Source organism: Mesorhizobium sp. M0910, assembly GCF_040319465.1.
Lineage (GTDB): Bacteria > Pseudomonadota > Alphaproteobacteria > Rhizobiales > Rhizobiaceae > Mesorhizobium.
Map to the genome: position 1 here is coordinate 68,336 of NZ_JAMYNZ010000015.1, position 13,070 is coordinate 81,405.

Consider the following 13,070-nt stretch of genomic DNA (forward strand, 5'->3'; position numbering starts at 1 on the left):
TATTCGGTCATTCGGGGGCATGATGTGCTCAGTCGACATCGAGACGGGTCGCAATACGACTCTGAGTTACCTTTTGAAGCCGATCATCAAGGCGTCAGGAGATCATGAGTGAGCGATATCGCCACCTCTCCTCCCACCAATCGTGATCGGCTGCTTCTAACGATCACGAAAGAGGATTTCGGGCTGGAATTCCGGGTGGTCGCGCGTGGCGGCATACGCCGCGGCATCCGTCTGGAAAAGGCTTTTTGGATATCTCTGAAGCAGATGGCTGAAAGTAGGAAATGCACGATCGGCATGCTGATCGAGGAGATCGCCGAAAGTGCGACCAACACTGGTAACCTGACATCGGCGATACGGGTGGCCTGCATAAACGGGCTCGCCGATGAAAACATCGTCCTGCGGAAGCTTGCATCGATCAGGACGATCAATGCCATATTGCTTGCCTGCCCCTCGCCCGCTTTTGCCTTGGCGTCATCGAAGAAGATCCTGACGTTCAATGCTTCGTTCCAGCAATTGGTCAAGCGTCAGTTGCCGATCGGAGCAAACAATGATGCACGACTAAATCTCAAGCTGGCGCTGGATCTTAATGTCGCCGACATCTTTGCCCAACTCGACGCCGGCGAAGTACCGATCGCCAGCGGCTTTGTAATCGGGGCCGGCGAACTTCGGTATCGAGGTCAATTGAATATAGTACGGGCGCCCGTACCCGAACCGGAGTTGCTGATGGCGTTCGTCAACAGTTAGAGCTGCGGCCTCCGGGGAGCGAGGCTCAATCCGGGATGAAGATGCTTCGTGTCATTTAGGGCGAATAGGAACTGTCTGCGAGCCTTCGCTTGGACCCGACCGCTATGGCCAGCACGACGGCCCACGCCGTTTGGCAGGATCGGATTCTACCATCGCCAATCAACCGAATTCATTACAATGAAGGGCGACAACCTCGAAGAGAGAGGGCATGACGACGTACTGGCGCCAGAGAAGGCTTGGCGAGCGTAAAAACGGAATTGGATCCGAACTCGGGTGATCATCGCGCAGATCCGCGTGGAAAAGCTACGCAAGCTGCAAGAAGAAATATCGCAGGATCGAAACACATGTGTTGGCTGCAAAATAGTAAGCTTCCTCGATCCGCGAAGGTAATTGCCGAGGCTGAGCACGCCGAACGTACCGAAAAAACAGCAAGACTGAGATCGCTTCGGATGGCAGCTCAAAGTGACCTGAAGGTTACGTTCGTCGAGGAGCTCGATTGCTCTTTACTTGTCGCGGCACTGACTAGAGGCGAATTATCGGCTGAACCTCCCGACGGCCTGAATGATCGCATTGGCAGGGGCCGAGCAAGGACAGCGGGCAAAAACCAGTATTCCTCCGCGCTCGCCAATTCGGATTAGCGAGTGTTCCCTCGTCCGATGATTCAGAAGGCGATCTTGACACCCGGCTTGCCGCTGACAGTGGAACTGTCTTGAGACCACCTTGCCGCGAATTTCACTGCTGGGCGTGGTCGATTGAGCGTTGAACCCAGACGACATTGCGACATTGCGACGAGAAGTCTGCGTCTTCAAACTCACTCTTCGCCCTCAACGCTTGCCGTGTTGGAATAGCCGAAGCGCTCCTGGATATCCGCTCGCGCATACGGGCTGATCACCATACCGTCGCCGAACAGAAAATCGGCGTAAACTCCAGGTTCGAACTTGACTGCGCCAAACGACAAACGACTCTTTCGATACGAGACCTGAGCCCGTCAACAGCGCAGCCTTGGCAAGTTATTGGCTACCCTGCAGACGGGTCATTGGGCCCATTTCCATCATCGATGCCGCAGCTTTGATGTTCGCCGCACCTTGGGTTCGCACGCCTACAAGTTCGGTCTCCATGCTGTTCTCGATTGGCTGCGGCGAAGCTTTGCGCGCGATGCTCCGTTACAGGAAACGGCTTGAACGCTCCCCGCGCGGCTTGGGGCCGGCTCGCTTGGGCTGTTCTGTCTGGCGACAGCGGCTGTTTCACGCGAATTTTGCAAAAAAATGAACTGGTGCATTTGAAAAAGGATCTCGTGCTGTAGGCACCGCAGCTATATCCCTCGATTGGGTGATTAGCCGCTGGCGGTCTCCCGACTGGAACCCCGAACACTTTGCGAATTGTTGGCGGATCCGACAGGACTCTGAGGCATAGCTAAGATCGCTTTAGCTCGCGCCCGAGCATGTTCCCGTCTTCGATCATCTGCGCGGTCATCCCGCATCTTCTATGACATGGGCTTCAACGGAACCGGCATTGCACAGACGCCCATCGGCGGCCGCGTGCTCGCCAGTCTGGTGCTCAGCGCAAGGACCGGCGGAGCGCCAGCGGTCTTGTCGGCATCGACCGGCGGCTGGCATTGCCTCCAGAGCCGTTCCGCTATCTCGGCGCCAGACTTGTACGCGGCGCAATCCGGCGCAAGAGCGACATCGAGATCCGCAATCGGAACCCGGATGTTCTCACCCGTTTTCTTGCGCAGCTTACGCCGAGGCATCGCAAGCAGTAGTAGTCGTGCCCAGCAGTCCGCCTGGGCTGTCATTCAGCCGAGCCGATCCCGATGGCCGATGTTGTTGTAGGCAAGCGAAGAGACATACGACACGTCAATATCCGTGCATGGCCTCAACCTCGGCATAGACGCGCTGCAATTCAGCTCCAGCCAGACCGTCGCGGCCGGAGATCAGACGGCCTCGCGGTTGCGGTGAACCGCAATTGAATTACGCTCCACCAAGCGGGCCGCCAGCACACGGTGCTCGAAAGGCAAACTGGCCTCCCCTAACCTCCTCAAGAGAAGCTCCGCCGCCGCCGCTCCGATCAATTGTGCTGGCTGCGCGATGGCTGTGATGCCGTGGGCCACGAATTGCATCCAGTCGAGATCGTCGAAGCAAAGCAGCGAAAGGTTTCCCGGGATCGCAAGCTTCAGTGCCGATGTCGCCTCCAGAACGCCTGTCGACATCACGCCATCGGCGGTAAACAGGGCGGACGGCGCATTGCGCATTGTCAGCAGGTCGAGTGCCTCCTTGCGGGCCGCCTCGCTAGAATAGATCGCCACGCGGCGGATCAACTGCGGATCCGGTGTAATGCCCGCAGCGCGATGGGCTTCGAGGTAACCCAATAGCCTTTGCCAGCTTGGATGATGATAGCGAATATCAGCGCTGGAGAGATCGGCGTTTGCCACAAACGAGCCAACATCATCGCGTTGGCCCGGTCCGAGCTCCGCCAGAATTCCGATGCGGCTGTGTCCGGCGCCGATCATCGCCGCGATGCTGCTACGCGTTATGGAAACATTGTCGACCACCACTGTATCGGTTTCCAGGCCCGCGACCATGCGGTCAAACTGCACGACGGGACAGCGGGCTGCGACTGCCTCACGAAGATGATCCGGTTCGTCCACGAAAGTCGACGAGACAACTAAACCGTCGACCTGCTTTTCCAGCAGGAGCTGCACCGCCTCTCGCTCGAGTTCGGCATTTTCGTCACTATTCGTGACGATAACCCCGAAGCCGCCACAGCGCGCGACATCCCCTATTCCGCGCAGGACGCTGGCATAGAAGGGGCTTTCGATGTCGCCGACGACAACTCCGATAGTCTGCGTCTTACCGGTGATCAGGCCTTTGGCCAGGCGATTGGGCCGATAGCCCAGCGCAGCTGCCGCGGCGCGCACCTTCTCCTGAACCTCGGGGCTGCTGTAGCCGTACCCACCAAGGACACGCCCGGCCGTGGCGGAACTCACCCCGGCCCGGCGAGCGACCTCTATGATAGTTGCGTTTTTCGACGATCTTTGAGTCACTCGGCAAACCCCGCCGCCCATGCGCGCGTTGTGACGGGGACCTAGCGGCAGTTAAGCCCGCGCCGCAAGGCCGAACACCGAAGCACCCGCCGTTGCGCACACCATTGCAATCACAGCACCTCTGACAGAAAGCGCCGAAGACGTGGACTCTGCGGATTGTCGAAAAGGTCCTCTGGTCGTCCTGCCTCGACTATCCGCCCCTCGTCCATGAATACGACCTGGTTCGCGACTTTGCGAGCGAAGTTCATCTCGTGTGTAACGACCACCATCGTCATCCCGCCCCGCCCGAGGTCGGCCATCAAATTCAGGACACCTTTGACCAATTCCGGATCGAGGGCACTGGTGACTTCGTCGAACAGCATAACCTCAGGTTCGAGGGCCAGGGCGCGCGCGATGGCCACCCGCTGCTGTTGCCCACCCGAGAGATTAGCCGGCCGATGATCTTTGCGCTCCAGCAGTCCGACTTCATTCAGCCTCGCTAAGGCCGCCCCCTCAGCCTCCTCGCGCGACATGCGTTTAACTTTGCGCAGCGCCAGGGTGATGTTGGCGAGGGCGCTGCGGTCGGGAAACAGATTGAACTGCTGGAAAACCATGCCGACGCGCCGCCGGAGTTGGTCAGGGGTCTGTTTGTAGATGTTTTCGCCATCGAGCAGAATGTCACCGGCTCGACACTCTACGAGGCGGTTGAGGCAACGCAGCAAGGTCGACTTGCCCGAGCCGGACGGCCCGATGAGGCAGGTGACGGTCCCGGGCTGCACTTTCAGACTGACGTCATGGAGCACCTGGACGACGCCGTAGGCCATGTCGATATTCTTGACCTCGATGCCGCCGCCCTTGAAGCGTGTGGGCGCCGCTGCAGGCAACGTCGCTGCGCCCGGCACGATCGCTTCGGCAAGCTCGGCGACTTCCTTGAGGCCGCTCTGCACAGCGGTGATACGTTTGCCGACGCGCATGCGAGCGTCGATGTAATTGACGAGGTGGGTTAGCGGCACCGTGATCACGAGATAGAACACGCCGGCCAGCAACAGTGGTGACAGATTGCCGGTCAGCACGGCCTGGTCCTGGCCGACGCGAAACAGTTCGCGTTCGGAGGCGAGCAGGCCAAGGAAATAGACCAGGCTGGAGTCCTTGACGTTACCGATGAACTGGTTGACCAGTGCAGGCAGGACGCGGCGGATGCCTTGCGGGATCACCACCAGGCGCATGCCTTGGCCGTACGTCATACCGAGAGTGCGCGTTGCGTCGATCTGACCACGCTCGACGCTCTGAATACCGGCGCGAAAAATCTCTCCGATGTAGGCGCCGGCAATCAGGCTGAGTGCCAGAATGCCCAGCGGATAAGGCGATGGACCGAACAGATCTCGGCCCAACCGCGCGAAGCCTTGGCCAATAATCAGGATCGTGACAATGGCGGGAAGCCCGCGGAAGATATCGGTGTAGACTCGGGCAAGGAGTTTCAGCGGCCGGTTTTCGGAAATCCCCATGACAGCGAGGACGATACCGATCAGCGTCCCGAAAAACGTCGAGGCAAGGGCCAGGATCAAAGTGTTCTTGAGGCCGACCATCACCATGTTTGGCAGAACTTCTGCCATCGCCTGGAAATCAAGGAAGCTGCGGGCGAAGGTATCGAACCAGCTCATATCAAGTCCATCTATAACTCGGCCGGGCACCGTTGCTCACGGGCCCGGCCGGAAACGAAAATGAATACGCGCGAATTTACTTCTTGGGCAGATATTGATCGGGCATCGGAGTGCCCGGGAACCACTTCTCATGCAGCCGTTTCCAGGTGCCATCGTCCATGGCCTCGCGCAGCGCCTTATTCAGCGCCTCGCGGAAGGCATCGTTGCCTTTCTTGACCACGAACCCGGCCGGCGCATCGAAGGACGGCACGTTCATTGTTATCTTCAGGTTCTTATAGCGCTCCACATACTGCTTGGCCGACTCATAATCAGTGAAATGGCCATCGATCGTCCCGTTATTCAGCGCCGCCACCGCAGTGTTGTTGTCGGGGAATTTGACAATGTCGCCCTTCAGATTCTTCTCGGCATAGATTTCCTGCAGCGTTCCCTGGATCACGCCGATGCGCTTTCCGGCGGTGCTCTCATTGCTCGTCAGTGCCGGATCCGCCGAAATGATCGACAGGTAGCCGGCGAGATAGCCGTCGCCAAAATCCACGGTCTTCTTGCGCTCCGCGGTCGTGCCGATGGCCGCGACAGCGACGTCGAAGCGGCCGTTGGCCACCGACGGCAGCAGCGCCGAGAATTCCTGGCCGGTGAAAACGACCTGTTCCTCCTTGAACCCGAGCCGGCGCGCCACATCACGGAACAGTTCGGCGTCGAAGCCAGTGAAGTTACCGTTGGCGTCGGTGAAGACATAGGGTTTCGCATCGCCCATGGTTCCGACGCTGATCACCGTCGGGTCGATGAGGTTGTAGGGGTTGTCGGCCGCGTTTGCCTGCGTTGACGAGGCCAACGTGCCAAGTCCTGTCAACAGCGCGATCGTCAGCGCCAGACCGGATTTCACCAGTTGGCGCCTGCTCAAATTCGTGTGCATGTCTTCTCCTCTTACGATTGGCCGAACTCGGCCCTGCGATCCCACTCGACGTCTCATTTAAACGCTCTTAGGTGGCGTTTTGGTCAGATAGGTGAGAACGTTATCATTTTCACTAGCATTGTCCATTTCTCGCGTCAATTGCTTCGGAGAATTTCGCTGCTAGACGGTTTCCAGTCTTGAGCGTGCCTAGCTCCGCGAAGGATCTCCGGCGTCATCTTTCCTAACTCGATTGCTGTCGCGTGGCCGATCGCCCCGTAGTACTGGCAGGTAGCGGCCGCCGCCTCCGCGGCATGGCCGAGAATGTCTTGAGGCGCCTCTTCCTTAAGCAGGCCGAATAGCGTTCTGGCGATGAAGGTGTCGCCCGCGCCCAGGGTGTCGACGGGTTCGACCAGCCGCGCCGGGGTGCTGTAGGAGACGGTGTCGCTGTGAAGCACCGCGCCAGCTCGACCTCGAGTCACCAGAACCCATTTTGAACCACATGCAAGCAGTTCGGATACGATTGCAGCCAATTTATCGTCGTTGAGACCGTCGCCCGAGACGGAGGCCAGATAGCAATAGCGCCCAATCTCGCGCCGGTGTCCCGGCTCCCGCCGTGTAGAAAAATCGTAAGATAACAGGGATTTGCTCGATACCGCGGCAACCCACGGGTCTAACCCGCTGGATTGGCCGATGTGGACGGCCTGAAAGCCCGAGAGAAAATCCAGATCTTCTTGCGTTGGCGTGAACATCGAGACGCCGAGGTCGAAGTCCAGGAAAATCCGATCAGCGTTTCGGTGACCTATGAGGCAGTAGGCAGTCGACCCTTCGAGGCGACGCAATCGGGTGACGTCCACGCGTTCCGACGCCAGTGCAGCGCAGATCAGGTCCCCGGCCCGGTCTTTGCCGATCGCTCCAACATAGGCCGACTGCCCGCCGAAGCGGCTCACATAGACCGAGACATTGAGGCAGTTTCCTCCGGGGAACATCTCGCCGCGAGCAAGATAACAATCGACCACGTTATCACCCATCGCGGCAATCTTGACCATTGCATGACTTTCAGTTTAAAGGATATGAGAACGTTCGCACAATCACCACTATCTGTCAATTGTGCCCCCGGCCAAGCTTGTCAACGAGACGAGGAAGCTCATGATTTCCGCCCTGCCCGCCGACGTGGAACGCGCCCTGACCGCTACGACGGGCAAGCGATTTTCGCACCTATTCCTCGTGGCGTGCGGCGGCTCGCTCTCGATCATGATGGCAGGCAAATACTTCGTCGACCGTCACAGCGGCACATTCGCCTGCGACATCTACAACGCGGATGAGTTCGTCTGCCGAGATCCGCGACGGTTGGGACCTGACACGCTCGTTGTCCTTTGCTCGCAGACAGGAACCACCACGGAGACCGTGCGGGCGGCCAATCACGCAAAACACCGAGGCGCAACGACAATCGGTATGACGCTCGACCAAACATCGCCCCTCGCGCGGGCGGTCGACCACCCGGTAGCCTACCAGGCATCCTACACGACGGGCAAAGCAATCGATGCGGCCTACAGCAATTACGGCGTGCTCTATATGTTGCTCGCTGGCCTGATCGATGCTCGGGAGGATGCCAAGCTAACCGCCGACCTGCTGATGAGCCTGAGCCATCTTCAGCCGGCCATCGAACGTGCGCACCGGATCTATGCCGACCGGTTTCGGGCCTTTGCACCCCGTTTCGCGCCGCGCAAGGGGATCTACACACTTGCCAGCGGTGCCAGCTATGGCGCGGCCTATTCCTACGCCATCTGCGTGTTGATGGAGATGCAATGGTACGACTCGCAGGCCATACACGCCAACGAGTTTTTCCATGGCCCCTTTGAGGTGGTGGACAAGGATGCCGGCTTCGTCGTGATGTTGGGCTTGGACGAAACGAGGCGCCTCACGGAACGCGCCCGCGACTTCCTTGTCAAGTACGGCAGCCGGGAAAACACCCTGGTGCTCGATGGAGCGGAACTCGACCTCAGCGGTATGTCCAATCGCATCAAACCCTATCTCGTGCCCTTGGTCTTCTTCGACACTCTGTGGCGTTTTGCCTACGAGCTGGCCGGTCTGCGCGGCCGGCCGATGCTCGAGGGCCGGCGCTACATGAAGAAGCTAACGGACTACTAGTTCCGCCGCGCTCTGCAGCGATCTAACAACTCCAGCCCGTCTTCTGCGAAGAAGGATTTCTCTATGACTGCATTCCCAAAGCCGCGCCATGTCGTTGTTATCGGCGCGGGCATCTTCGGCATCTCTTCCGCGTTGCACCTCGCTCGTCTTGGCGTTGATGTAACCATTGTCAACGACGGCGCGCCCGCCAATGGCGCATCCAGCCGTTCACTTTCCTGGCTGAACTCAGCACGACGTGCGGACACTGCCTACCACCGCCTGAGGCTTGCAGGCATCGACCGTTATCGGACCCTGGCCGCCACAAGGCCGGAAACGGCGGCCTGGCTTCGCTTTGACGGCGGCCTCACCTGGGATGCGGATGACGAGGCGAACCAGATCGCGTCCATCTGCCAGCTGGAGCAGGATATCGGGTATGACGCGCTTCTGCTCGGCCCTGCCGAAGTCGGCGCAGTGGCGCCCGGCGTCAACGCCAGCGCCATCACCCCGCAGGGTGCCATCTTCAATCCTGGCGAAGGATGGGTTGACCTGCCCTGCCTGATCGATCTGCTGCTCAATGAGTTCCGCTCCCGCGGCGGCAAACTCGTGCAGAACGCTGGACGCGTGCGGATAGATGCCACAGATGGTCGCGCGCGTGGCGTCGTCACTGCCGACGGTATGCCGTTAAAGGCGGATGCGGTGGTCCTTGCCGTTGGGCCAGCGACGCCCGCCATGCTCGCGACGGTCGGAGTTCATGTCCCCGACGCCACCCCGATTTCACTTCTCTTGAAAACCAAGCCGATCAAGACCGAGCTCCGTGCCGTGCTGAATACGCCCCGCGTGGCGGTGCGCCCGACGCCGGATGGCGCACTTGTTTTGGATTCGGCGTGGTCGGAGGAAGAAGTCATGGTCAACTCCGACGGAACCTACACCGTGCACGACAAGACCGTCAAAGGACTGCTCGAGGAGGCTAGTGCGGTGCTCGAGGGCAATCCGCGGCTCCAACTCGCTACCTATGCAGTTGGCCCGAAGCCGATCCCCGGCGATGGCGAGCCAGTGCTTGGCTCCGTCGAGACCGTTGCCGGGCTTCACGTCGCCTTTAGCCACAGCGGCGCCACGCTTGGATTGATCGTCGGCGAATTGCTTGCCAAAGAAATCGCCTCAGGCAATCCGCATCCCATGCTTGCAACGTTCCGCCCTAATCGTTTCAACTGAAAGGGCAATTGGGCAAGGCCGAACCGTCCAGATGGGCCGCGGGCCTGGGGAATCTTGCCCTTACCGAGAGAGGGGTGACAGGATCGCGTGATCAGGTCGTCGTCTTATGGTCAGATGGCCACTCGCGATCCATTGGAGTGCGCTGACCGCGACAAGTTGCAAGCCTCTGCATCTTCGAAAACCAGATAACCGCGCACGATCAGAAGCCCCGTTCCACCAGAACGAACAACTTCACCTTGTTGAGAGACGGCCCGCCTTGCGGTCTGCGAGGGGTCGGCAATGTCCAGGCCTAGTGACTTGACCAAGCATTGACCAAGCGTCAGCATTGCGCCTATTGTTGTGTACAGCGATTGTCGGGCAATCCACACTCAGCTCAACGGCAATGAACACGGCTCGCCGCGAGGGGCCCCGACGTGTACAAGGACAGAAAATGCCCATCACGGTGAAAGTTGGCGAGGCCAAGACGCATCTCTCGGAACTGCTTTCAAGAGTCGAAGCAGGCGAGGAGGTGATTATTTCGCGCGGCAACGATCCCATCGCTAAACTGTCGCGGATTCAACGGCGCAACGATGTCGAAGCCGTGATCGAAGAGATCAGCGCTGCCCGGGCCCGCGCCAAGCCCGTGACGCAGGACGAAATTCGGGCCTGGCGCGATGAAGGGCGCCGCGCTTGATGGCGATCATCGTGTGATGCCTTTCGTGGTCGACCTTTCCATGGCGGCTGCCTGGATTCTTCCTGATGAAGACAGCGAGGCGGCGGCCGCCCTGATGCGACGATTGCCGGGAACAAGGGCGCCTGTCCCTTCTCTGTTCTGGCACGAGGCGCGGAACGTCGTACTGATTGCCGAGCGGTGTGGCCGCATCGCGGCGGGCGAAGCTGCCACCACCATGGCACGGCTGCGCCGATTGCCGCTAGAGGACGCGGGCGGCGGGTCGGACGGCGCGGTGCTGAGCCTAGCGGCTTCGCACGGGCTCAGCGTCTATGACGCCGCCTATCTTGCGCTGGCAATCGAAACCGAGTTGCCCCCTGGCCACCCTCGATCGTAAGCTCGCATTTGCCGCGCGCGGCCAGGGAGTCCGAATTCTGGGGCCGCTCGCGAATGGCAACTGACCTCTTCGCTCGACCACCTGCCAATGTTGTTCGACGTGCCAAAGTCTCTCGTTTCCGTGCTGCCCTTGGATCGCCGCAAGTTTCTGGCCGAACTTTGACCGACGACGCCCACGCCCTGGGAACCTGCCCCATCTGGCTAGGAAGGCATTTTGTGCCCAGAGGCGCTTGCCCGCCGGTCGACCGGAAGACCGATAAAATCCTATTTGCGGAAAGAAACGGGCACAAGCGGCCTTGGCAGTTCGATAACGCGCCGATATGCGGGACAAGGGTGGCTGCAATGCTGGGGGGCCAGATGCTGCTGGCATGCCGCCTCATCACTTCGACCAGGCCGGCGTGGTAAAGCCGACCCATTGGACCATCGGCGACAAGGCAGTCGCGTGGCAGACACAAGCCGCGTCGGGACGATCCACACGTATCCAACTGTCGGCCAGCGCAGCATCGAAACGGCCGGCGCCGGAAAAGAGGCCGGAACAGAAAGAAGCGCGAGCCGGCCAACGACGCTGAGGCGACCTTGGATCGTGGCCGCGGTGTAGAATCCGAGCCGGGCTTTCTGGAACCCAAGAACAACCGCTTTCGATGAGAGGCGGCATATCGAGACAATCGGGCCTTCGAGCAACGGTCGCGCGTTTGCGCCTGAGCGCAACGGCCTGATGGTGCTGCGCGGCTACGCCTATCTCAACTGCGGGAACAGACACAAAGACCCCGGTGGTCTACCTTGTGGGAATCAGGTGCAGTGCAGACTTCCCGCCCTTCACGGCCGCCGCCGACAGCTTGCGGTCAAAGCTTGCAAGCTGGCCGCCACGCGCCTTGGCGAGCGCGAGAAGATAGGTGTCGGTGACCTGTGCCGAGGTCAGGATTTTCGCTGCATCTATGTTGCCAGAGCCAACCAGGCTCACATCGTCGGGCCAGAAGCTGTGCCCGTGCAGAGTCCGCAACTTGCTAACGATTTGCGCAACGACGGCGGGCGAGCCGGGACAATTGGGATATCTTTGGTTGCCGACGATGCGCAGGACGCCGTTTTCGGTGATGGGACACGTAGCCCATGCGGCGTTACCGGTCACTTCGAACCAGCCATGCGCGTCGTCATGGGCGACGTGGCCAGGATCGATCAGCGCGACCAGCACATTGACATCGAGCAGGAACGTCAAGGCAGTTCGTCTCGCAAGGCGTTGACCGTCTCAAGCGTGACAGGAGGTGCGTCCGGCCGAGGCGACAGAAGAGGAATCCCGTTACGCTCGCCGCCGGCTTGAGGCCGGCGCAGCGAGCGCCGTGCGAGATCGGTGATGACCTCGCCGAGGCTGCGATCCTGCTGCTGGGCGATGGCCTTGGCCGCGACCAGGACATCGTCATCGATCGCAAGTGTGGTTCTCATATCGCCCTCCTTGGTGCGCATCAAACATCACGCATCATATAGAATAGCGACGTCGGATACTCAAGCTGTGCGACTTCCGACAGCGGTGCGACTTCGTAGCGTCGTAAGCAGATGAGTTGTCCGGATTCCCTCATACTTTGACTCCCGACAAAGTTGCGCAGGGCCGAAAGGACCGTTATGGCCGCGCTACCTAAGGGACGTGCCTTCCGGAAGCTTATCAGCTCGGGAGACTATCGGCAGAAGCTACGGAGGCTGCAGCAAGGACCGACGCACCCCCTTTGAGATGCGTCGAAGCAATGGTCTACGCGTGGCGGATTTCGGTTCCCAGAACCTTCAGGCATTCGCGGATGAACGCAGCAAGCGCCGTCCAACCTTTTGCCGAAACCATCGTCCCATCCACATATGCCTCCGTTGGAGACAGGTCGATATAGGTGCCGCCCGCAAGCGTCACCTCCGGCTCGCATGCCGCCAGTGCGCCGACCTTCTTGCCACGCACGACGCCATCTACCGCGATCAGGATCTGCACGCCGTGGCAGATCGTGAAAATCGGCTTCCTGCTTTCGTGGAAGTGACGCACCATCGCCTGGACGCGCTTGTCCGTGCGGATGTATTCGGGCCCACGACCGCCGGCGCAGTAAACAGCGTGGTATTGCTCCAGCTGCTTCTCGGCGTCGGAGAAGGTCTTGTTGATCAGGGCATAGTGACCGAGCTTTTCGGTGTAGGTCTGATCGCCCTCGAAATCGTGCAGCGACGTTTTGATCAGGTCTCCGGCGCTTTTGTCTGGGCACACGACGTGAACGGTGTGGCCCACCGCTTCCATAGCCTGCTGGTAGACGAAGATTTCGTATTCCTCGGTGAATTCACCGGTCTGCATCAGGATCTTTTTGCCTGGCATGGTACTTCCTTTCCTGTGAGAACGGGGCCGGGCGA

General features: G+C 59.8%; 13 protein-coding genes. 5 read left to right on the plus strand and 8 right to left on the minus strand.

Features of this window, described 5'->3' with window-relative positions; all coding sequences use genetic code 11:
* Positions 1-108 precede the first annotated feature (108 nt).
* Entirely contained in the window at positions 109-744 is a 636-nt protein-coding gene (locus NKH78_RS28170) for a ribbon-helix-helix domain-containing protein (RefSeq protein ID WP_352739443.1), read from the plus strand.
* A gap of 811 nt (positions 745-1,555) precedes the next feature.
* Here the strand turns inward: NKH78_RS28170 and NKH78_RS28175 are convergent.
* The 5 genes from NKH78_RS28175 to NKH78_RS28195 form a co-directional block, all read right to left on the minus strand.
* Complete coding sequence (locus NKH78_RS28175) at positions 1,556-1,702, minus strand: hypothetical protein (RefSeq protein ID WP_352739441.1); 147 nt, start codon at positions 1,700-1,702, stop codon at positions 1,556-1,558.
* A gap of 975 nt (positions 1,703-2,677) precedes the next feature.
* Positions 2,678-3,808, minus strand: a complete 1,131-nt coding sequence (locus NKH78_RS28180; protein WP_352706336.1) for a LacI family DNA-binding transcriptional regulator — start codon at positions 3,806-3,808, stop codon at positions 2,678-2,680.
* 89 nt (positions 3,809-3,897) lie between these two features.
* Entirely contained in the window at positions 3,898-5,427 is a 1,530-nt protein-coding gene (locus tag NKH78_RS28185; protein WP_352739439.1) for an amino acid ABC transporter permease/ATP-binding protein, read from the minus strand.
* Positions 5,428-5,503: 76 nt separating this feature from the next.
* The gene (locus tag NKH78_RS28190; protein WP_352509064.1) at positions 5,504-6,340 is read right to left on the minus strand and encodes an ABC transporter substrate-binding protein; all 837 of its coding nucleotides are present in this window, start codon (positions 6,338-6,340) and stop codon (positions 5,504-5,506) included.
* A gap of 134 nt (positions 6,341-6,474) precedes the next feature.
* Positions 6,475-7,365, minus strand: coding sequence for a PfkB family carbohydrate kinase (locus tag NKH78_RS28195; protein WP_352509063.1), 891 nt, complete (start codon positions 7,363-7,365; stop codon positions 6,475-6,477).
* A gap of 100 nt (positions 7,366-7,465) precedes the next feature.
* Between NKH78_RS28195 and NKH78_RS28200 the strand changes: the two genes are divergently transcribed.
* The 4 genes from NKH78_RS28200 (at position 7,466) to NKH78_RS28215 (ending at position 10,704) form a co-directional block, all read left to right on the plus strand.
* Positions 7,466-8,467, plus strand: coding sequence for an SIS domain-containing protein (locus NKH78_RS28200; RefSeq protein ID WP_352509062.1), 1,002 nt, complete (start codon positions 7,466-7,468; stop codon positions 8,465-8,467).
* 63 nt (positions 8,468-8,530) lie between these two features.
* Positions 8,531-9,658, plus strand: coding sequence for an NAD(P)/FAD-dependent oxidoreductase (locus tag NKH78_RS28205; RefSeq protein ID WP_352509061.1), 1,128 nt, complete (start codon positions 8,531-8,533; stop codon positions 9,656-9,658).
* Positions 9,659-10,088: 430 nt separating this feature from the next.
* A complete protein-coding gene (locus NKH78_RS28210; RefSeq protein ID WP_292653697.1) occupies positions 10,089-10,331 on the plus strand; it encodes a type II toxin-antitoxin system Phd/YefM family antitoxin in 243 nt (80 codons plus the stop codon).
* Positions 10,312-10,704 carry a type II toxin-antitoxin system VapC family toxin gene (locus NKH78_RS28215; protein ID WP_352884833.1) on the plus strand — a complete coding sequence of 131 codons (393 nt, stop codon included), beginning with the start codon at positions 10,312-10,314 and terminating at the stop codon, positions 10,702-10,704. Before NKH78_RS28210 ends, NKH78_RS28215 begins: the two co-directional genes overlap by 20 nt.
* Positions 10,705-11,478: 774 nt before the next feature.
* On the opposite strand, the gene NKH78_RS28220 is transcribed toward NKH78_RS28215, so the two are convergent.
* From NKH78_RS28220 to NKH78_RS28230, 3 genes are all read right to left on the minus strand, one after another.
* Positions 11,479-11,916: a TA system VapC family ribonuclease toxin gene (locus NKH78_RS28220; protein WP_352706342.1), complete on the minus strand. Its 438-nt coding sequence runs from the start codon at positions 11,914-11,916 to the stop codon at positions 11,479-11,481.
* A complete protein-coding gene (locus NKH78_RS28225; protein ID WP_352479447.1) occupies positions 11,913-12,140 on the minus strand; it encodes a CopG family transcriptional regulator in 228 nt (75 codons plus the stop codon). Before NKH78_RS28225 ends, NKH78_RS28220 begins: the two co-directional genes overlap by 4 nt.
* Before the next feature lie 301 nt (positions 12,141-12,441).
* On the minus strand, positions 12,442-13,035 hold the full coding sequence (locus NKH78_RS28230) for a DJ-1/PfpI family protein (protein WP_352884834.1): 594 nt from the start codon (positions 13,033-13,035) through the stop codon (positions 12,442-12,444).
* Between the last annotated feature and the right edge of the window lie 35 nt (positions 13,036-13,070).